The sequence below is a fragment of the Weissella viridescens genome (assembly GCF_003862435.1).
In the GTDB taxonomy this organism is placed as follows: domain Bacteria; phylum Bacillota; class Bacilli; order Lactobacillales; family Lactobacillaceae; genus Weissella; species Weissella viridescens_A.
The window spans coordinates 14377-38748 of sequence record NZ_RHGY01000002.1 but is presented as its reverse complement, the minus strand read 5'-3'; the positions used below and the strand labels follow the sequence as shown (position 1 = coordinate 38748).

21 protein-coding genes are annotated in these 24372 nt (G+C 42.1%); 2 read left to right on the top strand and 19 right to left on the bottom strand.

Annotation, left to right across the window (positions count from 1 at the left end; genetic code table 11):
• Positions 1 to 17 precede the first annotated feature (17 nt).
• Both D3P96_RS02705 and D3P96_RS02700 read right to left on the bottom strand, forming a co-directional pair.
• Positions 18 to 1748 carry an ABC transporter permease/substrate binding protein gene (locus D3P96_RS02705; protein ID WP_124942868.1) on the bottom strand — a complete coding sequence of 577 codons (1731 nt, stop codon included), beginning with the start codon at positions 1746 to 1748 and terminating at the stop codon, positions 18 to 20.
• A 1-nt stretch (position 1749) separates the two neighbouring features.
• Positions 1750 to 2940, bottom strand: a complete 1191-nt coding sequence (locus D3P96_RS02700) for a quaternary amine ABC transporter ATP-binding protein (RefSeq protein ID WP_124942867.1) — start codon at positions 2938 to 2940, stop codon at positions 1750 to 1752.
• 181 nt (positions 2941 to 3121) lie between these two features.
• Between D3P96_RS02700 and D3P96_RS02695 the strand changes: the two genes are divergently transcribed.
• On the top strand, positions 3122 to 3745 hold the full coding sequence (locus D3P96_RS02695) for a GntR family transcriptional regulator (protein WP_124942866.1): 624 nt from the start codon (positions 3122 to 3124) through the stop codon (positions 3743 to 3745).
• Between the two features lie 34 nt (positions 3746 to 3779).
• On the opposite strand, the gene D3P96_RS02690 is transcribed toward D3P96_RS02695, so the two are convergent.
• The 4 genes from D3P96_RS02690 to parE all read right to left on the bottom strand — a co-directional run bounded on the left by D3P96_RS02690 (position 3780) and on the right by parE (position 10312).
• Complete coding sequence (locus D3P96_RS02690) at positions 3780 to 4700, bottom strand: manganese-dependent inorganic pyrophosphatase (RefSeq protein ID WP_124942865.1); 921 nt, start codon at positions 4698 to 4700, stop codon at positions 3780 to 3782.
• 103 nt (positions 4701 to 4803) lie between these two features.
• The gene (locus D3P96_RS02685; protein WP_124942864.1) at positions 4804 to 5676 is read right to left on the bottom strand and encodes an ROK family protein; all 873 of its coding nucleotides are present in this window, start codon (positions 5674 to 5676) and stop codon (positions 4804 to 4806) included.
• A gap of 129 nt (positions 5677 to 5805) precedes the next feature.
• Complete coding sequence (gene parC, locus D3P96_RS02680; protein ID WP_124942863.1) at positions 5806 to 8274, bottom strand: DNA topoisomerase IV subunit A; 2469 nt, start codon at positions 8272 to 8274, stop codon at positions 5806 to 5808.
• Positions 8267 to 10312 carry a DNA topoisomerase IV subunit B gene (parE, locus tag D3P96_RS02675; protein ID WP_124942862.1) on the bottom strand — a complete coding sequence of 682 codons (2046 nt, stop codon included), beginning with the start codon at positions 10310 to 10312 and terminating at the stop codon, positions 8267 to 8269. Before parE ends, parC begins: the two co-directional genes overlap by 8 nt.
• Before the next feature lie 217 nt (positions 10313 to 10529).
• Here parE and plsY point away from each other — a divergent pair, with 217 nt between their 5' ends.
• Positions 10530 to 11147 (top strand): glycerol-3-phosphate 1-O-acyltransferase PlsY, encoded by a 618-nt coding sequence (plsY, locus tag D3P96_RS02670; protein ID WP_124942861.1) that lies wholly within the window; start codon positions 10530 to 10532, stop codon positions 11145 to 11147.
• Positions 11148 to 11245: 98 nt separating this feature from the next.
• On the opposite strand, the gene D3P96_RS02665 is transcribed toward plsY, so the two are convergent.
• The 13 genes from D3P96_RS02665 to ribF form a co-directional block, all read right to left on the bottom strand.
• On the bottom strand, positions 11246 to 12118 hold the full coding sequence (locus tag D3P96_RS02665) for an aldose 1-epimerase family protein (RefSeq protein ID WP_124942860.1): 873 nt from the start codon (positions 12116 to 12118) through the stop codon (positions 11246 to 11248).
• A gap of 88 nt (positions 12119 to 12206) precedes the next feature.
• Complete coding sequence (gene xerC, locus D3P96_RS02660; RefSeq protein WP_124942859.1) at positions 12207 to 13118, bottom strand: tyrosine recombinase XerC; 912 nt, start codon at positions 13116 to 13118, stop codon at positions 12207 to 12209.
• Positions 13118 to 15256, bottom strand: coding sequence for a type I DNA topoisomerase (gene topA, locus D3P96_RS02655; RefSeq protein WP_124942858.1), 2139 nt, complete (start codon positions 15254 to 15256; stop codon positions 13118 to 13120). Before topA ends, xerC begins: the two co-directional genes overlap by 1 nt.
• A 150-nt stretch (positions 15257 to 15406) precedes the next feature.
• Positions 15407 to 16261 carry a DNA-processing protein DprA gene (gene dprA / locus D3P96_RS02650; RefSeq protein ID WP_185696065.1) on the bottom strand — a complete coding sequence of 285 codons (855 nt, stop codon included), beginning with the start codon at positions 16259 to 16261 and terminating at the stop codon, positions 15407 to 15409.
• A 46-nt stretch (positions 16262 to 16307) separates the two neighbouring features.
• Positions 16308 to 17072 carry a ribonuclease HII gene (locus tag D3P96_RS02645; RefSeq protein WP_124942856.1) on the bottom strand — a complete coding sequence of 255 codons (765 nt, stop codon included), beginning with the start codon at positions 17070 to 17072 and terminating at the stop codon, positions 16308 to 16310.
• The gene (gene ylqF, locus D3P96_RS02640) at positions 17065 to 17937 is read right to left on the bottom strand and encodes a ribosome biogenesis GTPase YlqF (RefSeq protein ID WP_124942855.1); all 873 of its coding nucleotides are present in this window, start codon (positions 17935 to 17937) and stop codon (positions 17065 to 17067) included. Before ylqF ends, D3P96_RS02645 begins: the two co-directional genes overlap by 8 nt.
• A 16-nt stretch (positions 17938 to 17953) precedes the next feature.
• Positions 17954 to 18175, bottom strand: coding sequence for a YozE family protein (locus D3P96_RS02635; RefSeq protein WP_124942854.1), 222 nt, complete (start codon positions 18173 to 18175; stop codon positions 17954 to 17956).
• Between the two features lie 84 nt (positions 18176 to 18259).
• A complete protein-coding gene (locus D3P96_RS02630) occupies positions 18260 to 19105 on the bottom strand; it encodes a DegV family protein (protein WP_124942853.1) in 846 nt (281 codons plus the stop codon).
• Between the two features lie 96 nt (positions 19106 to 19201).
• Positions 19202 to 20047 carry a DegV family protein gene (locus tag D3P96_RS02625; RefSeq protein ID WP_124942852.1) on the bottom strand — a complete coding sequence of 282 codons (846 nt, stop codon included), beginning with the start codon at positions 20045 to 20047 and terminating at the stop codon, positions 19202 to 19204.
• A gap of 68 nt (positions 20048 to 20115) precedes the next feature.
• The gene (locus D3P96_RS02620; protein ID WP_124942851.1) at positions 20116 to 20982 is read right to left on the bottom strand and encodes a DegV family protein; all 867 of its coding nucleotides are present in this window, start codon (positions 20980 to 20982) and stop codon (positions 20116 to 20118) included.
• Between the two features lie 139 nt (positions 20983 to 21121).
• The gene (locus tag D3P96_RS02615) at positions 21122 to 21544 is read right to left on the bottom strand and encodes a MarR family winged helix-turn-helix transcriptional regulator (protein WP_124942850.1); all 423 of its coding nucleotides are present in this window, start codon (positions 21542 to 21544) and stop codon (positions 21122 to 21124) included.
• 161 nt (positions 21545 to 21705) lie between these two features.
• On the bottom strand, positions 21706 to 23406 hold the full coding sequence (locus D3P96_RS02610; RefSeq protein ID WP_124942849.1) for an NFACT RNA binding domain-containing protein: 1701 nt from the start codon (positions 23404 to 23406) through the stop codon (positions 21706 to 21708).
• Positions 23396 to 24367, bottom strand: coding sequence for a riboflavin biosynthesis protein RibF (gene ribF, locus D3P96_RS02605; protein ID WP_124942848.1), 972 nt, complete (start codon positions 24365 to 24367; stop codon positions 23396 to 23398). Before ribF ends, D3P96_RS02610 begins: the two co-directional genes overlap by 11 nt.
• Positions 24368 to 24372 lie beyond the last annotated feature (5 nt).

Here is a 24372-nt window from a genome sequence, read left to right as displayed (position 1 = left end):
CCTTTTTAAAGTCGGTATTACTTAGCGAACCAAGCATCAACCTTCTTTGGATTTTCTTTAATCCACTTATCAGCCGCTTGTTGCGGTGTCTTTCCCGCTTGAATATCAAGCATAACCTTTTCCATATCGTCCTTGTCCCAGTGGAACTTCTTCAAGACACGGTAAACATCAGGCTTATCTTGCTTAAGACCCTTACGAGCCATAGTGGTGATATTTTCTGAGCTACCCATGGTTCCCTTAGGATCCTTTAGGTACTTCAAATCATACTTTTGGAACATCCAATGTGGTGACCATCCAGTAACGATGATTGGCTTCTTAGCACTGTATGCCTTTTGCAAAGCAGTTGTCATCGCACCAGTTGATGATGTTTGCACCTTCCAACCGTTCAAGTTGCTATAATCCTTAACAGTCTTTTCAGCAGCTGCAGTAACACCGGCACCTGGTTCGATTCCTGTAATTGTCTTATTAGCTTGTCCGTCAAGGTCAGTAATGCTATTAACATCAGTCATGTACTTAGGAACGACAAGTCCAAGGCGTGCGCCCTTCAAGTTAGCTCCCAAGAAATCAATTTGCTTATGATACTTGTCATATTGCGCCTTGTGGGTATTTGGTAACCAAGCTGAGATTGAAGCATCCGCTTGACCTTGGGCAACTGATTGCCACATAACCGCATTATCCAAAGGTGTAATTTTAACATTATAACCATGATCACGCATGGCTTCAGCTAGCACGTTCGTTGAAGCAACTTCTGAGTCCCATTCAACATAAACGATGTTAACACTAGCTTGTTCTTTTTGATGTGCTTGCACAGCGGCGAAACCAGTTCCACCGATCAATGCAATTGTGGTAATCCAACCAACCCACTTCTTCCAGTTCTTGAAACGACCCGTAGGCTTGTTTGCAAGTTTTTGGATAGGGTCAACGTTAAGGTATTCAGTAAAGCGATCAATGATGATGGCCAAAATAACCAAACCAAGACCGTTAACGAATCCATTACCAACATCAGCGTGTTGCAAAGCAGATAGGACACCTTGTCCAAGACCAGGTGCTCCAACCATTGATGCAATCACAACCATTGACAAAGCCAACATAATCGTTTGGTTCACACCAGCTAAGATGCTTGGCTTTGAAATTGGCAATTCAACCTTAACCAACTTTTGCCATGGCGTTGAACCGTATGAATCTGCGGCTTCTTCCATTTCCTTTGGCACTTGGCGAATTCCCAAGTTCGTGAAACGAACTGTTGGTGGCAATGAGAAAATCAATGAGGCGAATACACCAGGCACAACCCCAATTCCAAAGAATGCAACTGCTGGAATCAAGTAAACGAATCCAGGCATTGTTTGCATAAAGTCAAGAATTGGTTGCACAATCTTAGCGACACGATCAGACTTTGACATCCAAATTCCAAGTGGGATACCAATCAAAATTGAAATCACACTTGAAACCAGTACCAAAGTGGTCGTTTGCATCAAATCATTCCACAACCCTTGGTTCCACAAAAGTAGCAACCCAAGGAAAGTAATCAATGGGAAGCCCCACTTCTTACCGCTTACGATAATCGCATAGATTGTCAACGCAACAATCAATAGTAGCGGTGGTACCGCTGTAAAGATATTCGTTAACGCATCCATAGCATGTTGACCACCAGTTTGGATTGCATTGAAGAATCCAGCCCAGTTTTTCGTCATCCAATCCACAATTGATTGGACCCATCCAGCTAATGGGATTTTGGCAACTGCGAACATTCTACTCTACCTCCATGTCTGTTGTATCAGCAAGTGCTTCAAGAACACGGCCACGGATAAGTACACCAACCAAACGGTTGTCATCATCGACAACTGCTAATGGTGCTGGTGAATCATAGATGACAGACACGATATCTGAAAGCAATGTGTCTTTATGCACCGTTGTCATCTTCGTCAATGCTGTATCTAATGCTGCACCACTCTCACGAGCCTTAACAGCATTTTCAGCACTCAAAAAGCCCTTAACGTGGCGATTTCGGTCAACCGCAACCAATCCACTGACTTCTTCAGCACGCATCTTCTTCAAAGCAACGTTTGGTCCATCATTATCAATGTTAGTTGTAATTGGTGGCACCATGATATTTTCAGCGGTCAAAACCTTTGAGCGGTCAATATCTTCGGTAAAGGCACGCACATAATCGTTAGCTGGGTGTGTCAAAATATCTTCACCCGTTCCAATTTGTACGATCTCTCCATCCTTCATAATCGCGATACGATCACCGATACGCAATGCTTCGTTAAGATCGTGTGAAATGAAGATAATGGTTTGCCCTTGCTTGGCTTGCAATTCGATTAATTCGTCTTGCATATCGCGACGAATCAATGGGTCAAGTGCTGAGAAAGCTTCATCCATCAATAAAATTTCAGGATTATTTGCTAACGCACGCGCCAAACCAACACGTTGTTGCATTCCACCAGACAATTGACTTGGGTATTGGTCCTTAAATGCCAAAAGGTTTGCGTTCTTCAAAGCTTTTTCAGCCTTTTCACGACGCTCTGCCTTAGGCATTCCTTGAACTTCAAGCCCATACTCCGTATTTTCCAAAACTGTTCGTTGTGGGAACAAACCAAAGTTTTGGAATACCATGCTCATCTTCTTACGACGAACATCACGAAGTTGCTTCTTATCCATCTTTGAAATGTCATCACCGTCCAAATAAATTGAACCAGATGTTGGTTCAATCAAACGGTTAAGCAAACGAATCAAAGTTGACTTTCCTGAACCAGAAAGTCCCATGATAACAAAGATTTCACCTTCGTTAACTTCTAAGTTGGCATCATAAACACCAACCGTTGCACCTGTTTTTTCCAAAATATCGGTCTTTGGCGCATGGTCTTGCATCATCTCTGTTGCTTGTTTAACATGCTTACCGAAAATTTTGGTCAAGTGCTCTAACTTTACCTTAGCCATAATTTCCTCCTACTACTTCACTTTTTTAAGTGACACAGGCGTAGTGACAACTTATATTAAACCATAGAGTTGGCAGTAAGTCAATTAAGCATCAGAATAGGCTTTTGCCCATTTACATTTAAATTTTTTAATCATATAATCAAATTAATTAGAAGAATTCATATGAATCGGGAGCTCGAACATGACTACTGCAACTAAACAACCCCGTTATCGGCAAATTGCCCTTGATATCGCTGAAAATATTGCTCATAACCAAATCAAAGTTGGTGATAAAATCCATGCCCGTTCTAAACTCGCTACGAAATATGGTGTATCTGCAGAAACAGCACGAAGAGCCATTAATGTTTTAGCAGATATGGGTATCGTTCAATCACAGCACGGTACTGGGGCCACCATCATTTCACAAGATAAAGCCATTGATTTTATTGAAGTTGAACAAGCCAGCTCAAATCTAAAAACCCTAAAAAATGACATGGTTGATAGTATTGCCGCACAACAACAAGAATTAGACCGTCTCTCTAATCTGCTGAAAACCTTTCTTGAAAAAACACAAAATTACCAACAAGCCGGTCCTTTACTACCGTTTGAGTTGTCGTTAAATGAAGATTCTGACAAATACGGTCTCTCTCTACATGACTTGAATTTTTGGCATCAAACTGGTGTCACGTTGGTTGGGATAGATCATGAGGATAAATTAATTATTTCACCAGGTCCATATATGACCTTTGAAAAAGGCGACACCATTTATTTTGTGGGTGCCGAAGACTCTGTTGCTAAAGTATCGCAATTTCTATTTAACCATTAAAAAAAGACTCCTCAATTTGAGGAGTCTTTTTTGTTTAGAATGCTTCTGTCAATGGAGGTACAACTTGCTTCTTACGTGAAACAACACCTGGCAATGAACCACGGCCATCCTTTAATTCAATATTGAAGGCCTTAGCCACCTTGTCTTGGTTCTTCCCCAAAACAAGAATATCTGAATCTGAATCCAAAATGTTTGTGACAACCAAGATAAAGGTGTCATAACCATCTTGTGCAATTTCTTCGTTAATTGCAGCTTCAATTTCATCACGACGAGCAAAAACATCATCCACATCAACAGTGTTTACTTGACCGATACGGACAGTATTACCACCCATTTCGAATGACTTTGCATCGCCATCAATCAAATCTTTAGCTGAACGAGATGATAAATCTGTTCCAGCCTTAAGCAATTCAAGACCATAGGCATTGAGATCGTCAATTCCAGCAATCTTTGCTAAGGCTTCCAAAGCAGGTTGATCTTGCTTCGTTGTAGTTGGGCTCTTCAAAAGCAATGTATCTGAGATAATTGCTGAAGCCATCATACCAGCCAAGGCAGCTGGAATTTCAACTTGTTCGTTTTGGAATTCATAATACAAAATGGTTGAAACTGAACCCAAAGGCTTGTTAGTGAACCAAAGTGGTGCATTTGACTTGAAGTCAATCTTGTGGTGATCGTAAACACCAGCAACAGTGACATCAGCAAAGTTATCGATTGATTGTCCAGCTTCGTTGTGGTCAACCAAAACAACTTCATCAGTATCTGCAGCTGTTGCAATTGGTAATGCATCCAAACCAAAGTGGTCTAACGCAAACTTTGTTTCAGCATTAGGTTCTCCTTGCGCCATAGCTTGGGCATCTTCACCGTAAGCTTGGTTAAGCAAGTATGCAGCTGCCATTGCTGAAGCAACTGTATCTGTATCTGGATTTTTGTGTCCAAAAACTTGTTTCTTAGTCATGTATCGTTCTCCAATTCAATTAAAGTATTTCAATAAACAAGTATACCCCATTACTTGTGATTTCGCACCCAGCGAATCAACAAATAATCGGGTATCATCTGCTTTAAATTAACGTTTGTGCCAAATAGAAGCACCCAAGAATACCAGCATTATCCCCATTCTTAACTGGTTGAATATAAGTATCCAAGTCTGGAACTGCCAAATAATTGTTCATCTGGGCTTCAAATGATTCCCGAACCATTGGTAACAAGACTTCACGATGTGGTACACCACCACCAAAGATAATCATATCAGGTCGTAAAGTTGCCGTGAATGTCATGGCTGCTTGTGCTAGATAGAAAGCTTCCATTTGCCAAGCTGGATGGTCATCTGGAATTTCCTTGGCAGACATGCCCCAACGTTGCTCAATTGCTGGGCCAGCCGTTAGACCTTCTAAACAACGATCACCGTGGAATGGACATAGTCCTGAGTATTCATCATTCGGATGTTTTTGCATCATGATGTGCCCTGCTTCGGGATGTGAGTACCCGGTTAACAATTGACCATTCGTAATTATTCCAGCACCGACGCCAGTCCCAATCGTTAAATAAACGACGTTTTCAACGTTTTTAGCAGCACCAGTTTTGTATTCAGCCCAACCAGCACCATTCACATCAGTCGTCCAATAATAAGGGATATCACGCCATGCCTTCATCGTACCCAAGAAATCAAAACCTGACCATCCTCGCTTAGGTGTATCTAAAACATATCCATAGGTGGGGCTGTCGGGTTTAACATCGATCGGACCGAATGCTGCGATCCCGATTGCAGCAATATCAGCAAATTGGTCAAAAAACGCGATGACTTTCTCTAACGTCTGCTTTCCATCTTCTGTTGGAAAACTTTCACGATGTAAGACTTTTTCTGGATTGGTCGCATCTGCGACTGCCACCACAAACTTTGTTCCACCTGCTTCAATTGCACCTAATAATGACATTTCCAACTCCCCCTCATCTTTAAACCATTGACACTTTTCATGTAAGCGCTTACTTCTATTTTAGTATAGTCTAAATCCAATTTATTTGCAAATAAAAAAGCTAAGACCTTAGTCCTAGCTTTTTTTCATTTAACTTGTCACAACTTGTACTTGGTATTTATGCATCGCAACAGGAATCCCATCCTTTTGGGTATCAATTACGAAACTACCGTTACTATAGCGTTGACTCTTTGGGTGATCCATTGGATTAATGTCAAACACCTTATCGGAGCTCGTTAACACGGTTACTGGACTTGGCTGTTTGGCATCAAGGCCTAGCATCGCAACAACACGATGTGAATCTCGTTTAAGTTCACGCATCACAGCAACACCCTTACGAGCACGGCTTGTTGTTGGAAGTTCATCGACATTCATCCACTTAAAGGCACCGCGATTTGTTACCAATGCAATCGCAATTGGGTGTTCAGTATCATTCAGTGCCAAACCAGTAATAACATCATCTTCAGCGCTAAGGGCCATTGCCTTAACTCCTGCTGTTCGCGCTCCTGAAACAGGAACTTCGTCCAGCGCATAACGTAAACCATTGGCTTGGAATGATGTCAAAACGACTTCATATTGTGCAACTTGGGTTTCATCGAACCACAAGGTGTCCACAACATAAGCTGAATCAGACTTCAACTTGATAAATGGCATTGGCTTCTTACGGTATGTTGATTTTGGTGCTAAATCACTAAACTTCGTTCGCTTAATGAGCCCATCTGAAGTTGCGGCAACCCATTCACCATTGAGTTGATCCACATCTTGAACAACCTTAACTGCAATGATTAATTCGTCTGGATTGAGACCCGTAATCGTTTGTGACAGGTGCTCACCGGCTTCCTTCCAGCGCACTTCCGCAATTTCGTGAACTGGTCGATAAACGACATTTCCACGATCCGTAAACATAAAGACATGCTGCAGGGTATTCACACGATCCATGAAGACAATTTCATCATCTTCACGTAATCCATTTTCATCCCCTGAGGCTGTATATGACCGAATTGAAGAACGCTTCACGTAACCTGATTTAGAAACTAACATCATCACGTCTTCGTCCACAACCGTTACAGTCTGATCAATCTTAAGTTCTTGAACCTGATCTTCAATCGCTGTCATCCGATCAGTTGCGTATTCTTTACGAATTGCCTTCAACTCATCACGTAGCACCTTTCGCAATTCCTTAGGATCTGACAAAATCAAATTGTATTGCGCTATCTTTTGATTTAAATCATCAAATTCTTTTTGTAATTGCGTCACGTCAGTGTTTGTCAAACGATACAATTGCATCGTGACAATGGCCTCAGCTTGCGCTTCAGAAAAATCATATTGGTCCATCAGGTTTTGCTTGGCACTTTTACGATCTTCAGAGGCACGAATCGTTGCAATAACTTGGTCCAAAATTGACATGGCCTTAATTAAACCAGCCACAATATGTTGTCGATCTTGGGCCTTAGCTAGGTCAAATTCAGTTCGTTTTGTAATGATTTCAACTTGGTGTTCCAAAAAGGCAGACAAGGCTGTCTTCAACCCAATCCGTTCCGGACGTTGGTTGTGAATGGCCACCATATTAAAATTATAGGTAATTTGCAAATCGGTCTTCTTAAAGAGATATGCCAAAATTCCTTGGGCATTGGCATCTTTCCCTAATTCAATCACAATTGACAAACCATCTCGATCAGATTCATCACGCACTTCTGTAATGCCAGCTACGTCCTTGTTTAAGCGGATTTCATCAATCTTCTTAACTAAGGCTGCCTTATTCACTTCGTATGGAATTTCAGAAATTTCTATTTCTGACTTTCCTGCTTTAAGTGGTTTGATTTCTGTTTTTGCTCGAACGACAATCCGACCACGTCCATCTTCATAAGCTGAACGAATCCCATCGATTCCTTGGACAATCCCACCAGTTGGAAAATCAGGACCTTTAACAAAATCCATCAATTCATCTAACTTAGCTTTTGGATGAGCCAAGAGGTAAATCAAGGCATCAATAACTTCTCCTAAATTGTGCGGTGGAATTTCTGTAGCATATCCGGCTGAGATTCCAGTTGATCCATTGACTAATAAATTAGGGAAATGTGCTGGTAAGACAGTTGGTTCGTACTCCGTATCATCGAAATTCAAGACCATTTCAACCGTATCTTTATCTAAATCACGTAACATTTCACCTGCTAATTTAGATAAACGTGCTTCGGTATAACGCATTGCTGCAGGCGGATCATTATCAATTGATCCATTGTTTCCATGCATTTCAATTAATGGTGCCCGCAACTTCCAGTTTTGTGACATGCGAACTAACGCTTCATAAATTGATGAATCCCCGTGTGGGTGGAAATTACCCATCACGTTACCAACTGACTTGGCTGACTTACGGAATGCCTTGTCATAGGTATTCCCATCTTTAAACATCGCAAATAAAATACGACGTTGTACGGGTTTGAGACCATCACGAATGTCAGGTAAGGCACGTTCTTGAATGATTGACTTTGAATAGCGACCAAAGCGATCACCCATTACTGTCTCAAGACTTATTTCTTGAATGTTTCCTGCTTCAGACATCACGTTCCTCCTCCCGGTCTTGCCAAGTTTCAATCACTGGCGGTTCAAAATCTAATGCGGTTTGTTCTTCACCAGATTTTTCTTCTTGGGCTTCATCCAGCAATGTATCATTCTCATCGCTTAAGTTGAAAGCCACATTCGACTCAATCCACTTACGACGTGGTTCAACCTTATCACCCATCAACGTTGTCACACGCTTTTCGGCAACCATCGCATCATCGATCTTGACCCGAATCATGGTCCGCAATTCAGGGTCCATTGTTGTAGCCCAGAGCTGCTCGGCATTCATTTCACCAAGACCCTTGAAACGTTGCAAGGTGTAGCCACGGCCCATTTCAGCTTGGCGTTCTGCTAATTCAGCATCGGTCCAAGCATATTCAATGGCGGTTCCCTTTTTACCGTTATTCTTTCGCAACATATATAAAGGCGGTAAGGCAATATAAACTTTTCCGGCTTCAATAAGTGGACGCATGTACTTATAAAAGAACGTTAGCAACAAAATTTGGATGTGGGCCCCATCATCGTCCGCGTCGGTCATGATAATGATTTTATCGTAATTAATATCATCGATATTAAAGTCAGCCCCAACGCCGGCACCAATGGTGTAAATAATCGTTGAGATTTCTTCATTCTTCATAATATCAGCTAACTTCGCCTTTTCCGTGTTCAATACTTTTCCACGGAGTGGCAAGATTGCTTGGAACTTACGATCACGTCCCTGCTTGGCAGAACCACCGGCAGAATCACCCTCGACTAAGAATAGTTCATTTTTCTTGGCATTCTTAGATTGGGCAGGTGTTAACTTTCCAGACAAGAGTTGTTCCTTCTTGCCACGTTTTTTACCATTTCGTGATTCTTCACGGGCTTTACGAGCCGCTTCACGCGCTTCACGCGCACGCAAGGCCTTACGAATTAACCCTTGTGAAAATTCACCGTTTTCCATTAAGTAAAAGCCAAGTTGTTCAGAAATGACATTATCAACAATTGAACGTGCTTCTGGGGTACCTAGCTTATCCTTAGTCTGCCCTTCAAATTGCAACAAATCTTCCGGCACGCGTAATGAAATCACGGCTGATAAGCCTTCACGCACATCAGATCCTTCAAGGTTCTTATCTTTATCCTTAAGTAAGTTTACCTTGCGGGCATATTCATTAAAGGCCTTCGTCCAAGCTGCACGGAGCCCAGCTTCATGGGTTCCGCCACCTGGCGTCCGCACATTATTAACGAATGACATCATCGTTTCAGAATAACCATCGTTGTATTGGGCCGCAACTTCAACCTCAACGCCTTGCTCACTTCCGTCAAAGTACATGACATCCCCAAGGACATCCTTATCCTCATTTAAGTACTTCACGAAAGCTTGGATACCTTCTGGATAGTGATAGACTTCTGTCCGTTCTTGGCCTGGACGTTCATCTGTTAGCGTCACCTTTACATCAGGCAATAGGAACGCTGATTCACGTAAACGTTCAGCTAAGGTATCAAAATTATAGATTGTTGTTGAAAAAATGGTTGGATCTGGTTTAAACGTCACCGTCGTTCCTGACGGTTCCTTTGTCTTACCAAGGTCGTCCAAAGTACCATCTGGATGACCACCATCCACAAACTTTTCTTGGTACTTTTTACCATCCCGGACAATTGTCACGGTTAACCATGAAGATAGGGCATTCACAACTGATGACCCGACCCCATGTAATCCACCAGAAGTCTTGTAACCACCTTGACCAAATTTTCCACCGGCGTGCAAAACAGTCAAAATCACTTCTGGCGTTGGCTTTCCGGATGCATGCATACCAACCGGCATACCACGCCCATGATCAACAACCGTAATCGCATTATCTGCATGAATGGTAACGTCAATTTCGTCACCATAACCAGCTAATGCTTCATCGACGGCATTATCAAAAATCTCATAAACCAGGTGGTGCAAACCCTTACCATCTGTTGAACCGATATACATTCCTGGTCGCTTTCGAACGGCTTCGAGCCCCTCTAGGACCGTGATGGAATCATCCGAATACGTATTTTGCTTAACCATGGATGTTTCCTCTTTCTTCCTACATTATTTTTAACTTACGTAATTGTGTCGTTAAGTGTGCTGCTTGGCACATTCGTTCTTCATATTAGCCTAACTTATTCCCAAATGGCAAGCAAATTAATAAATTCTCAAACTAAATTTTTCTCCAAACCTTGATAAGCGTGCTAAAATAAGACTTGCACGCAATTATTCCACTATTTATAAAAAGAGGTTTCGCATGACATTAATGCACTATTTAATTAGTTTAGGATTGGCCTACTTAATTGGTTCAATTCCGTTTGGTTATATCATTGGGAAAGTTTTTTTCCACAAGAATCTATTAAAATTAGGTTCCGGTGGGATTGGAACGACCAATACATTACGTAATTTGGGACTACCTGCCGGGATCATCGTCTTATGTTTAGACGTCCTTAAGGGCTCTGCTGGAGCCTTAATGGCATGTATCTGGGGACCTATCCCTGCCGACTACTGGTATTTCGCCGTTGGTTTAGGTGCCATTATTGGTCACACCTACTCAATCTGGATTGGTTTCAAGGGTGGTAAAGCTGTTGCAACATCATTAGGCGTCTTAATGGTTTACAGTCTCCCTATGGTTGGCATTGCGCTGTTAGCTTTCGGAATCGCCGTCTTCTTAACTAGCATGGTTTCCGTTGGCTCAATGGCTGGATTCCTTTCAGTCACGATTGCTGCGCTCCTCTATCAAGATTGGCCGTTGTTTATCGTCGCACTGGTCCTCACCATTTTTGTTATCTATCGTCATCGTGGTAATCTGAAACGGATTAAAAATGGTCAAGAAAATCTAATTCCATTCGGGCTGGTCTATTGGGCCAAGTAAACGAATGCAAAAGCGCATATCTTCGGATATGTGCTTTTTTATCCATTAAAAAAACCATCAGCCACCTGACATGACCAATGATTTTCCATCTTTATTTTTTAAAAGAAACTAATTGAATATGACCCAGTAAAGGTTTGCGCAGGTGCCAAACGATTAATGGCATACTTATGCTCAATATTACCATCAGCATCAACAGTATCCGCAATGCCCCACCATGGTTCAATACAGATAAAGGGAGCATCTTTAGCATACGGCGTCCAAATACCAACATACTTCGCATTTTGTACGTGCATCGTAACCCCATGCGAGGCCGTCTTTTTAGACAAAACCAATGTCGTCGGATTCCCATCTGTGCGTAAGATGGTCGCATCATCCCGATAATCATTCCGATCTAATTGAAGTGGCTCGCGTGCATCGAAACTGCCTTCAATATTATTATCTAGGTAAGGACCGACCAACTGCGCGGTTGGATAAATACGTCGTGGATCAACATTAATATAGTATTCATTAAACTCAGCCAAGGGTACCTTAAAGGCTGGATGTCCCCCAACTGAGAAATAAATATCATGTGTATCAGTATTTGTCACAGCATATGCGATGCCCAAAGTATCTTGATCCGTTAAACGATAGACCACATCAAACTGGAAACGGAATGGATAGATTGAGCGGGTTTCTGGTGAATCAACTAAGCGTAAACGTGCTGTTGAATCTGTATGCTCGACTAATTCAAACGCGTTATCACGAGCAAACCCATGTTGCGTCATGAAATATGTCTTATCACGATACTTGTAGCGATCCCCTTTTAAGCGTCCAACAATTGGAAATAGATTTGGAGCGTGTCGGCCCCAAATCGTTGGATCACCTTCCCAAAGATACTCATACCCACTTTCTTTATTTTTAACACTGGTGAGCTCAGCTCCCTGTGTTGAAATTTCAACTGCTAAACTTCCATTATCTAACAAAACTGCCATGGCCAGCCTCCAACTGCATATTTTTCGATACTTCATCTTTATTCTATCAAGTATTCCACAATTGTCTAGTCCAATTTAGTGCAGTTTTTCACTCATTCGCCCGTGGGAAAAATTTACGATAATTTTCTTGAAGCGATTGCGTCGTCACGTGCGTATAAATTTGTGTGGTACTCAAACTACTGTGCCCCAATAACTGTTGAACGGTTCTCAAATCAGCACCATTATTCAATAAATCAGTCGCATACGTATGCCGAAACATGTGCGCGGAAATGTTCTGCGTAAGTCCGGCCTGTTTACCTAGTTTCTTCAAGACATACTCAATGCCACCAGTTGCCAATGGTTTCCCGCGCTGGTTAAACAACACATGATTCGGATCGCTATCTGGTTGCATTAATTGCAGGCGACCATCAGCAAGGTATTGCTGCAAGGCTTTTTGTGCATATTGACCATATGGCACAATCCGAGTCTTATTTCCTTTACCTGTGACGGTGATAATTTTGGCGCGTTGATCAATCATTGTTAAATCGAGATCGGCCAGTTCTGAGACACGCATCCCCGTCCCGTACAACATCTCTAAAATTAATAAATTACGTTGACCGAGCGGTGATTGATCTGCTTGAGCGACTTCAAAAAGGCGATTCAATTCTTTTTCATAAAAATAGCGTGGCAAATGTTGCCCCGCTTTTTTTAATTGAACCCCATCAAAAGGATTATGGTCAATTGCGTCATTGCGTTCTAAAAATTCGTAGAAAGAGCGTAATGAGCTGACTTTTCGAGCAATCGTCCGCGTGCTATCGCCACGTTCATAGAGATGTGACAAAAAAACACGCACGTCTAAACTCGTGACAGCCGTTAAATCAACGGTCTCGTCCTTGGCATTGGTTTCACCCAAAAACTGGACGAACTCATAAATATCAGACTTGTAAGCACGTTGGGTTTCATCTGAATATTGACGTTCAACTTGTAAATAGTCTAAAAATCGTTCAATATAATCAAACATTATTCAGCCTTACCCGTTTCAGCATCGGATGTGGCATCTGCCTTTTTATCAGTATCCTTATCACCCTTACCATCATCCTTTTTAGGCGTAGTCCCATCAGGAAGGGTGTCCTTAGTCGGCTTATCCCATGTCACAAAGTCACAATCCGGATAACGTGAACATCCGTAGAACGTACGCCCACGACGAGTTTTACGCTCAACCACTTCACCAGTCTTACATTTTGGACACGTCAAGCCAATTTGCTCAACAATTGTCTCAGTATAACGACAATCTGGGAAACGTGAACAAGCCTTGAACTTTCCGTAACGACCAAGCTTGATTAAAATTGGTGATCCACAAACAGGACAGTTTTCACCGGCCAATTCGTCTTTAAGGACCACTTTATCCATCTCGGATTCAGCCGTTGCCAGCTCCTTTGAAAATGGCTTATAAAAGTCATCAACAACAGTGACCCAATTTTTATCACCCTCTTCAACTTCGTCAAGTTCATTTTCGACCTGCGCCGTGAACTTCACATTGGTGATGTCAGGGAAAAATTCATCCATAGTCCCTTGCACCAATTCACCGATTTCAGTTGGCACAAATTTCTTGGCATCACGCTTCACATAAGCACGTTTTTGAATGGTTTCAATCGTTGCTGCATAAGTTGATGGTCGTCCAACACCATTTTCTTCTAGCGCTTTAACTAAGGCCGCTTCAGTATAACGAGCAGGCGGCTGCGTAAAGTGTTGATCTGGTGAAAGTTGTTCCATTGTCACAACATCCCCAACAGCTAGTTCAGGTAACTTGTTGTCTTTCTCTCGAGCTGCAGGATAGGCTTTTGTGAACCCTTGGAACTTCGTCTTTGAACCATTGGCCCGGAATTGCACGTCATTTTGTTCAATCGTGACGGCCATCGTATCTAGAACTTCAGGGGTCATTTGTGATGCAACAAAACGTGACCAAATCAATTGATACAATTTAAACTGATCATTCGTTAACTTATCTTTTACTGAAGCAGGTGTGCGATAAACTGAAGTCGGCCGTACCGCTTCGTGGGCATCCTGTGCTCCTTCTTGTGGCTTACCTTGCACTGGCTTTGATGCAGCATATTCTTCGCCATATTCAGTATGGATGAAATGTGCCGCATCATTCTTGGCAATGCTTGAAATTCGGGTTGAGTCAGTACGCATATAGGTAATCAAACCGACTGAACCTTCCTTACCACCCAAGTTAATTCCTTCATACAATTGTTGGGCAGCCATCATTGTTTTCCGTGCTCGGAAATTCAATTGATTATTGGCTGCCTGTTGCATGGTCGATGTTGTAAATGGTGGTTGTGGATTACGACGACGTTCTTTAGCTTCAACTTTGACAATCTCAAAGTCACCCTGTTGGTCTAAGCGTTTGATAATGTCTTGGACCGCATCATTATCTGGCAAATCCATCTTCTTACCTGCCAAGCCCCAAAAATCGGCCTTGAATTTAGAACGATTCTTTTTGAATTGTGTGTCCAAGGTCCAGTATTCTTCAGGTTGGAACGCTTGAATCTCATGTTCACGATCAATGACCAGCCCCAGTGCAATGGTTTGCACACGTCCAGCTGACAAGCCAGGTTTTACCTTCTTCCACAAAATAGGCGAAATTGAATACCCAACCAGACGGTCCAAGACACGCCGGGCTTGTTGTGCATCAACCAAGTTCATATCAATTTTACGTGGCTTTTTAAAGGCATCTTTAACAGCATCTTTGGTGATTTCATTAAAGACAACACGGTTCTCTCCGGCATCCATGTCCAAATCTAGGATATTTGATAGGTGCCATGCAATGGCTTCCCCTTCACGGTCCGGGTCAGATGCGAGATAAACGTGGTTGGCAGCTTTAGCCTCTTTTTTTAGGCCTTTAATAATATCGCCTTTACCACGGATATTAATATATTTTGGTGTATAGTCATGCTCAATATCGACACCCATTTGTGATTTTGGTAGATCACGGATATGCCCGATACTTGCAACTACTTTATAATTACTTCCTAAATATTTCTCAATTGTTTTTGCTTTAGATGGTGACTCCACAATAACAAGATTCTTTTTACGTTTAGTTGTTTTTTTTGTAGTTGCACGCTTGGTTGTTTTTTTTGTTTTGGTTGCTTCTACCATTTGCGCGCTCGCTTTCTTCATATATAGATTAATTTCATTCAGCTAAACTATACACCAGAAAACACGTGTTGCAAAGGTACAACCGAAAGATTTAACGTAGTGCAACGTTTTACAATGGTCCATTTTGACTAAAAAGTCGTTCAATTTTAGCTACATATTATCGTTTCCCTGTGTAAAATCGGTGACATCGATAAGGATTTGCGCCCCCTCACGAATTAAATCGAAACTGCCCGCATAGGCTGGATCAAGTACATTACCTGGTAATACCCAGAGGTTACGGTTTTCATCTAAAGCGATTTCTGCTGTCACCATTGTGCCTGACTTCTGGGCAGCTTGGCAGATGAACACATCTTGAGTTAAACCAACAATAATCCGGTTACGCTCTGGAAAGTGCCATTGTTTTGGCCCAAACCAAGGTAAATATTCGGACAATACCAATCCCACTTCACTAATGTATTTTTGTAAGGCACTGTTTGTTTTGGGATAACAATAATCTAGTCCAGTGCCAATTACTGCAATAGTTTGACCACGCTGGCCTAAAACTAACCGATGTACCACACTATCGACTCCAGCTGCATTTCCGGAAATGACGGTATACCCTTGTCGGACAAGTTCTGGCACCCACGTCTTCAGCACGGCGAGTGTATTGGCTTGTATTTGTCGACTCCCCACAATTGCCACTGTTTTACGTTTCAATAAGGATAAATCTCCCGCATAGAACAATACCAGTGGTGGTTGCGCAATCATTTTTAAACAAAATGGATAAGCATCATCAAGGATGGTAAGCGTTGGAACATTTTGCAAATGCCCCAACAATGTTGACCATGATGTCTGCGTATACCAATGCTTTAATTTTTGTTGTTGGGTATCAGAAAACCCACAATCTTCCATCCATGCTAAGTTGCACCGATACGCTTGTCTGGCTTGGGCCCACGCCCAAATATGCGAACGTTGTTTCACCGTAATTGGCAATAACATTAACCACAACAAAAAAATACGTTGCATGTTTGTCCCCCCTTTATTTAAAAAAAGAGACGCCATGCAACGTATTTTATACATAATTTTTAACTGGAGCGAACGTTTTGCGATGAATTGGCGATGCACCTTGCGCTTTAAGACCATCTAAATGCGCTTTCGTCCCATAGCCAGCATTGTGCGCAAAGCCATAACCAGGATAAGTTTCGTCATATTGCGCCATCAATTGATCACGATAATTTTTTGCGAGAATTGAGGCAGCTCCAATGCTGATACTACGGTCATCCCCTTTAATCAATTTTTCCTGAGGTAATGGTAAATCAACCGTCATGGCATCAATCACTAACCCATCAATTGGGACAGTCAATTGTTCAATCGCTTGTTTCATAGCAATTCGACTGGCTTCGTATATATTGACTTCATCAATGGTTTGGGCATCGACTACGCCAAAAGCATAATCAACAACTTCTGCCTTAATTTGGGCGTCTAGGGCTAACCGCTTTTTTTCTGAAAGTTGCTTGGAATCATGCACGGCTAATAAATCAAATGACTCATCAATCACGACAGCGGCTGCAACGACAGGTCCCGCTAGTGGTCCTCGACCAACTTCGTCGACCCCCGCGATGCGTTGTCCTTGTTCCCATGCGCTTTGTTCAAAACTAAGCCGTTGCTGAAATGCCTCACGCATTTGGTCAACTTTAGCTTGTTGCTTATCATATTGCGTCATTAATTTTTGAACCCCTGCCCGCTCATCTTGACGCCAGCTTTTAAGCTCTGCAGAACTTGGGTGATCTTGCAGAGCTGCTTTAATCTGGGCAATCGTGGACTTAGGCTCAGTCATCAACAACCTCTCCAATGTGATCAGCCGGAACTTCTAAGGTATATTGCCCCAACTTGCCACGACGTAAATCAATTAGCATCCGTTCAGCAGCACGATCGTAATCATCCTTAAAGCCTAATTTTTGCGTAATTAAGAGCAAAATATCAACATCGCTCATGGTGTCAAAACTATCTTCGGGCAAGTGATAGCGTTCGGTAATTGCTTTAGGGTTATAATCACGCATGAATTTAATCATGCCTAAGGCCACATCATCATTATTGATTAATTGATCCTTGATGGCCCCCGTCATGGCTAAATGTTCACCAACGCGCTTATCTTCAAACTTTGGCCAAAGGACCCCTGGTGTATCTAGCAGTTCCAAGTTAGTCGGCGTCTTTAACCACTGTAGTTTCTTTGTAACACCAGGACGATCACCGGTAATGGCAACATTTTTAGTCACGAGGTGATTCAAAAGGGTTGACTTACCAACGTTTGGAATTCCAGCAACAAGGGCACGAATGGCCTTATCTTTGACCCCTTTTTCAGCCAGGTTGGCCCATTTATCCGCTAAAACTTCACGGGCTGCTTTTGTCATAATTTGCGGTGTCTTATGTCCACGAGTATCCAACGCAACCACGGCCAAACCTTGGTCCTTAAAATATTGGACCCATTCTTTAGTCCGGGCTGGGTCAGCCAAATCAGTTTTCGTTAGGACTAACAAACGTGGCTTTTGTCCAAGCACTTCATCCAGTTCCGGATTACGAGAAGAAGCTGGGATACGTGCATCCACTAGTTCAAACACGATGTCCACATGCTTCATATTTTCGCGCATCAACCGGAAGGCCTTCGCCATATGTCCGGGATACCATTGTATAATTTGTGCCATTGAGCACTCCTTTCAATTACGTTTCAGAAGCCAAATATTGTGACCAGGCTTCATCAAATGTTGTGACAGTATGCAAATAATTTGCATTCTCTTCCAAATAGCGTGAAATTTCATCAAAATCACTACTTTGCTTTGGGAACTGTTGATCGTAAAAAGCCCCATTTGCAAATGTCTGAACCTCATTCGCCGCAACAGGGTTACGTTGCGTCATCAACCATGAAAAAAATGGACGTCGCATAATGTCCCTCGCTTTTATTTTTTTAGTTAACTAATTTTAGCACAAAAAAAGCAATTAACTGGATGTTAATTGCTTGGTATATGCTTAATTAACTTCGTAACTAATACCTAATGCACCTGGACCGGCATGTGTTGCCACAGTTGGTGAAGTTTCAAAGACTTGAATCCCAGCATCTGGGAAAATTTCTTGTACTTCTTTGGCTAATTCTTCAATTTTTTCTTGAATACCAACATGAGCAAAATTAATATACTTAATTCCCGTTGGTTCGGCCTTCATTTGTTCGATAATGCCATTAATATACTTCTTAATCGCTTTGGCACCACGACCCTTAACTTCGACTTCAATATCACCCTTAACGACATGGGCCCCAACTTGGATATTCATCAAACCAGCAACAAATCCAGCTGTTTTTGATAGACGACCACCCTTAACCAAGTTATCTAATTCCGCCACCGTTAAGTACAGTTGAGTCTTATCATGTACTTCTTGGATTTTAGCCAAAACTTCATCCTTTGAGGCACCAGTTTGTGCTAATTCAGCTGCGGCTAGAGCTTGGAAACCTTCAGCTCGATCAATGAAATCAGAATCCAAAACTGTAATATCAGCATTCACCAACATCGCCGCTTGACGTGCAGCATCAACTGTTCCTGACAAACCTTTACTCAAATGAATTGAAATGATTTGTGAACCATCTTTAGCTAAACGTTCATAGGCCTCTGTGAATACGCCTAGCGGTGGCTGTGAGGTACTTGGTAAGTTCTTTGCTTCAGCCATCTTTTCAACGAATTCATTACGTCCGATTGTTACACCATCTTGATAAACGGTTCCATCAATCATTACGCTTAATGGAATCACCGTAATTCCAAATTTTTCAACTTCTTCTGGGCTAATCAATGCCGTTGAATCAGTCACAATTTTAACCTGAGCCATATCTTTCCTCGCAGTCTGCATTATTTTCTTTTATTATGCCATATTCAAACGAACTCTGGCAATTGAAAGCTTTCCTGAATGACGTTGCTTACAACCTTATTTTGTCTCGTAGGCAATCGCTAACGCACCCGCTCCGGCATGAGTTGCAGAATTAGGTGATGTTTCAAAGGTATGCACCGTTACATCTGGAAATGCTGTTTGGAGCGCCTCTGTTAATTCATTAGCTTTTTCCGGTACCCCCGCATGGGATACATCAATTCGTCGCATTCCCACTGGTAAGGCTTGCATATCGTCAATAATTTTGTGCATGTATTTTTTAATTGCTTTGGCACCACGCGCCTTAACATCAATTGCAAAACCACCGTCTGCCAGATGCAACCCAGCATGAATATTCAATAAGCTAGCAACTGCACCGGCTGTTTTTGAAATTCGTCCACCCTTAACCAGATTATCCATTTCAGCGACAAAAATATGCGACACTGATTTCTCGCGCGTTAATACGACTTGTTCAAGAATTTCAGGAACCGTCGCACCCTGTTGCGCTAGTTCGGCTGCCGTAAGTACTTGGAAGGCTTCAGCACGATCAATAAAGGTTGAATCCACAACCGTTATGTCACCATCAACCAATTCAGCTGCCTGCTTGGCCGCATTAACTGTTCCTGATAGACCACCTGACATGTGGACAGAAATGACACTCGCCCCATCTGCAACTAAATTTTCATACACTTTCGTAAATTCACCGATTGGTGGTTGTGAAGTAGTTGGTAATTCCTTGGCCACTTTCATCTTATCAAGAAACTCATTTCGACCAATTGTGACTCCATCTTGGTAAAGCGTCCCATCAATCGTCAAACTCATTGGAATGACTGTCACATTATAGGTTTCAACTTCTTCATCACTTAAAATCGCTGAAGAATCTGTTACAATTTTTACATTTGACATCTCTTTTTCCTCACTTTTAAAAAAACTACACCTCTATTATGGCACAATTTTTAAAAATAGGTACGGAATTATATAGAATTTGGATCACGCATCCACCCTAAGGCTAATGACCCAGCACCTAGATGGGTCCCAATGACTGGACCAAAATAAGATAATTCAAAATGCACTTCTGGAAAACGTGCTTGTAATTCTGCCATCCATTTTTCAGCTTGCGTTTCATTATTAGAATAAATCACAATGGCATGAATCGGATAATCAACGTCAGTAATGGCAGCCTCAAATAATTGTTCTGTTCGCGCCAATGCTTTTTTCATGGAACGAACTTTTTCAAAAGGAACGATATAGTTTGTGTTTGGGTCAAACGTTAAAATCGGTTTAACCTTTAGCATGGTTCCAACTAAGGCTGAGGCATTTGATAGCCGACCACCACGTGATAAATTCTGTAAATCATCAACAACAAAATATTCATCAATCGTTTCACGTAGGGCGTCTAAAGTTTCCGTAATTTCAGCCACACTAGCTCCCTGTTGAGCCATCTCAGCCGCTTTAAGTACAAGTTGACCCATTATCCTAACCGTTAGCTTAGAATCGTAGGCATGGACCTTAAAATCGGGAATTTCTGACGCTAAGCCTGCTACAGTTTGTCCGGCTCCGGAGATTGTGGATGAAAGATTGATGACCAATGCTTCATCATAGCCCTCCTGCTTTAGTCGTTCAAACAAGGTCAACCAGTCCCCCACGGCAGGTTGTGATGTCGTTGGAAAGTTTTCCGCCTGAGCTAAGCGTTCATAAAACGACTCTCGTTTCAAATCAACGCCTTCTTGATACATCGTGCCATCAATGATGACCGGAATTGGCACCACTTCAATATTTAATTTCGAGCTTTCATCTTCTGTCAGATAAGCAGTGGAATCTGTTACAATGGCGACCGTCATACTCCACCTCCTTTTTTTGTCTTTTCTAAAAACTTCCCATATTCTATCATAATTTTGGCTTATAAATATATAGTAAAATATCACATAAACCGCGTCCTCATGGTTTTATCACAAAAAAAACAACCAGATTCTGGTTGCTTTAGGCAATTTCATTTTTAGCTAAAGAATTTTCTAATCGATTCAATAAAATTTTCATCATTTGTTGTTCATCTTCAGACCAAACTGAAAAGATCTGTTTACTATATGCTTGAGCCTGATCTGTCAGCGTCGCTAAAACTGTTGTCCCATTTTCTGAAAGTGTGTATTTCAATTGGCGGTTATCTCGACTAATCGCTTCACTCTCAACAAGACCTTTATTCCCCAACGCCTTCAGTTGACGTGAGAGGGTTGAGTGATCAAGTTTCATCGCCTGAGCTAACTTATCTTGCGTATCCCACCCCTGAGCCAGCGCATCCAATAAATGCCATTCGGCCAGTGTCACCTGATTTGTTTTCGCTAGTTGCAATAGTTCTGCCTGATAGGTTTTATTTGCATCTTGCAATGCATTCAAAATCGTTTTCATACCCCAACTCCCATCTCTAGTTTCAAATTCATCCCATTTTTATCAATCATTATTTATCACAACAAGCGTACCATATCCGCTGTCATCCATGCCTGCTAAGTGCTTTTCCTAATTATTTTTTAATAAATAAAAAACGCCGCTCACAAGAACGACGTGTTTTTTTAGGCTTTTGGCTTTTGACGTAATTTTTGAACAGTTGTGTACGATGGCGTCACTGTCATCGTTGTTTGACCTTCAAAAATGACGAAACCTGGCTTTGAACCATTTGGTTTTCGCAATCGACGTACTGGTAAATAATCGACTGGTACGTTTGCTGAATCGCGAGCCTTAGAGAAGTACGCCGCCAATTGGGCCCCTTCTTCTAACGTTTGCTCGCTTGGATTTGGATCATGAATAATGACGTGGGACCCTGGGATATCCTTAGTGTGCATCCAGATATCAGACTTATTGGCAGTCTTCATTGAAAGACGCTCATTCTGTAAGTTATTTTTACCCACTTCAATTTCTGTTCCATCAGTCGCATAAAACACCTCTGGTTGACTAACCGGTGTCTTTTGCTTCTTTTTACTTTGAACACGTAAATAGCCTTCTTGAATCAGCTCTTGGCGAATTTCCTCAATATCCTTGGGGCTCGCAATGTCAACTTGCGCTTGCAAATTCTCAAAGTAATCGACTTCTTTTTGTGCCAAAGCAATCTGTTCATTCAGATATTTCACTGATGCTTTAAGCTTATTATAACGAGTGAAATAGCGCTGCGCATTTTGTGATGGACTTAGTTGATTTGATAGCTGAATCTTCATCGGCTTATTATCATCATAATAATTTGGCAACTCAATTTCAGTCATGCCGCGCTCAATCTGGTGCATATAAGTCGTGAGTAGTTCACCCTTAACCTTATACTCATCTGCATGATCCGCTTGAGCTAACTCAGCCCGTTGCTTCTTAATTTTTGTTTTGTTCTTTTTGAGCTCGTTATGGATGACCCGTAGCACTAAACCAGCTTGTTGTTGAACACGGTCACGTTCTGATTTACCTTCATAATAAGCATCTAATACAGCGCTTAGCGTTGGGAATTCCGTCGTCTCGCCTGTCACAGTCTGCCATGGGAATGGCACATACTGGAGCCCTTTTTCTGTATCGACCAAGGTTGGTTCCGGTTGATTAAAATGGTCCAACCAGTTTTGCGCATGCGCCATGGCATCCCCATCATTCTGAACCACTGCTGCTAATTCGTTTGCTGAATCACGTGCAAAACCTTGAAAATGGCTTTGGATTTGCTTAGCCAATTCAGTTTGGTCACGATAATCTAAAATCAAGTTCGCTAACCCATCCAAACTTTGGTATGGGTTCAATACATCTTGCTTTGGCGGTTGTACATACGTCCCACCGGGCATAAGTGTGCGGACACGATTTTGATCTGCAGGTACGTGCTTAATCAGATCGATAATTTTTTGACTCGCCTCATCAACTAAAAATAGATTTGAATGACGTCCCATCATTTCAAGAATCAAAACCGTGCGGTCTTCATCCCCAAGTTCATTGCGTCCTGAAATCACGAAACGCATAATACGATCATTTTCGACTTGCTCAATGCGTAAAAGTTGTGCACCTTCCAAATGCTTACGTAACATCATCGCGAAGTTAGGTGCCGTTTGGGGGTTCTTATACTTAATTTGTGAGATTTGTGCGCGCGCAAACATAGGGTGTGCACTCAATAAAACGGGGTAATTTTTACGGTTATTGCGAACCACCAAAAAAACTTCGTTTGGATATGGTTGGTGGATCTTCATAATGCGGCCACCAGCCAATGTATCATTTAATTCTTTCGTCATTGCATGGGTAAATAATCCATCAAATGCCATTTATTCCTGCCTCATTACTCTCTTTTACTTTAAAATAATCGCGAATTGTCGCTTCGTCATGAGCAAGTTGTGCTTTTAACGTGTCCATTCCTGAAAATTTAACCTCACCACGAACATAGTGATGCCATTGCACCTGCACTGCCTCACCATAGATATTTTGGGCAAAATCAAACAAATTAATTTCGACCGTTTTGGGCCTATTTTCACCGAAAGTGACATTATATCCAATTGATGCCATTCCCGGGTACCAGGTATCGCCAATCTTTAATGAAACAGCATATACGCCAACACCTGGTAACCGTTCGTCATTGGGCGTTTCGACGTTTGCCGTCGGGTACCCCATTTGGCGTCCACGTGCTTCACCATGAACTACGACCCCACTTGTTTGGTAAGGCATTGCCAAATACGTTTGTAACGTATCCACATCACCTTCATCTACCAATGTGCGCAAATAACTTGAGGCACTCTCCTGACCCAAATGTTCAATTTTAGCCACTTCACACACCTCAAAACGCCCTTGCGCATATTCAGTTAAGTGTGCCATATCTGCCGAATTGGCATCAGCACCATAGGTATGATCAAAACCGGCTACGGCCACCTGTGCACCTAAGCCTACAATATAGTGGTCCACAAAAGTTTGGGGCATTTGCGCCGCAAACGCGGCAGTAAAGTTAACCACATACGTTTGATCGACACCAAGCTCGGCTAATAATTCAAGTTTACGCTTTAACGGTGTGAGGTAGCGTAAAGGCTGTTCATGTGCTTCAAATACGACTGAAGCATGTTGATCATACGTCAGCACTGCCAATGGCAATCCTAAGTCATGTGCAATATCACGTGCCTGTTTAAGCACGGCTTGATGCCCCAAATGCATGCCATCAAAAAATCCCATTGCCAATACCTTGGGTGTCTGATCAACTGCTGCTTCATCAAATGGATGATGTAACTGATATACTTCCATGCGCT

Excerpts from the sequence above, each read along its gene's own strand:
- D3P96_RS02635 (WP_124942854.1), bottom strand. The coding sequence starts at position 18,175 with ATGCGACGTCCATTTTTTTCATGGTTGATGACGCAACGTAACCCTGTT.
- D3P96_RS02620 (WP_124942851.1), bottom strand. The coding sequence starts at position 20,982 with ATGACGGTCGCCATTGTAACAGATTCCACTGCTTATCTGACAGAAGAT.
- D3P96_RS02625 (WP_124942852.1), bottom strand. The coding sequence starts at position 20,047 with ATGTCAAATGTAAAAATTGTAACAGATTCTTCAGCGATTTTAAGTGAT.
- dprA (WP_185696065.1), bottom strand. The coding sequence starts at position 16,261 with ATGCAACGTATTTTTTTGTTGTGGTTAATGTTATTGCCAATTACGGTG.
- ribF (WP_124942848.1), bottom strand. The coding sequence starts at position 24,367 with ATGGAAGTATATCAGTTACATCATCCATTTGATGAAGCAGCAGTTGAT.
- parE (WP_124942862.1), bottom strand. The coding sequence starts at position 10,312 with ATGGTTAAGCAAAATACGTATTCGGATGATTCCATCACGGTCCTAGAG.
- D3P96_RS02705 (WP_124942868.1), bottom strand. The coding sequence starts at position 1,748 with ATGTTCGCAGTTGCCAAAATCCCATTAGCTGGATGGGTCCAATCAATT.
- D3P96_RS02610 (WP_124942849.1), bottom strand. The coding sequence starts at position 23,406 with ATGGCATTTGATGGATTATTTACCCATGCAATGACGAAAGAATTAAAT.
- D3P96_RS02685 (WP_124942864.1), bottom strand. The coding sequence starts at position 5,676 with ATGTCATTATTAGGTGCAATTGAAGCAGGTGGAACAAAGTTTGTGGTG.
- topA (WP_124942858.1), bottom strand. The coding sequence starts at position 15,256 with ATGGTAGAAGCAACCAAAACAAAAAAAACAACCAAGCGTGCAACTACA.
- D3P96_RS02700 (WP_124942867.1), bottom strand. The coding sequence starts at position 2,940 with ATGGCTAAGGTAAAGTTAGAGCACTTGACCAAAATTTTCGGTAAGCAT.
- parC (WP_124942863.1), bottom strand. The coding sequence starts at position 8,274 with ATGTCTGAAGCAGGAAACATTCAAGAAATAAGTCTTGAGACAGTAATG.
- plsY (WP_124942861.1), top strand. The coding sequence starts at position 10,530 with ATGACATTAATGCACTATTTAATTAGTTTAGGATTGGCCTACTTAATT.
- D3P96_RS02615 (WP_124942850.1), bottom strand. The coding sequence starts at position 21,544 with ATGAAAACGATTTTGAATGCATTGCAAGATGCAAATAAAACCTATCAG.
- D3P96_RS02630 (WP_124942853.1), bottom strand. The coding sequence starts at position 19,105 with ATGGCTCAGGTTAAAATTGTGACTGATTCAACGGCATTGATTAGCCCA.
- D3P96_RS02695 (WP_124942866.1), top strand. The coding sequence starts at position 3,122 with ATGACTACTGCAACTAAACAACCCCGTTATCGGCAAATTGCCCTTGAT.
- D3P96_RS02690 (WP_124942865.1), bottom strand. The coding sequence starts at position 4,700 with ATGACTAAGAAACAAGTTTTTGGACACAAAAATCCAGATACAGATACA.
- ylqF (WP_124942855.1), bottom strand. The coding sequence starts at position 17,937 with ATGGCACAAATTATACAATGGTATCCCGGACATATGGCGAAGGCCTTC.
- xerC (WP_124942859.1), bottom strand. The coding sequence starts at position 13,118 with ATGTTTGATTATATTGAACGATTTTTAGACTATTTACAAGTTGAACGT.
- D3P96_RS02665 (WP_124942860.1), bottom strand. The coding sequence starts at position 12,118 with ATGGCAGTTTTGTTAGATAATGGAAGTTTAGCAGTTGAAATTTCAACA.
- D3P96_RS02645 (WP_124942856.1), bottom strand. The coding sequence starts at position 17,072 with ATGACTGAGCCTAAGTCCACGATTGCCCAGATTAAAGCAGCTCTGCAA.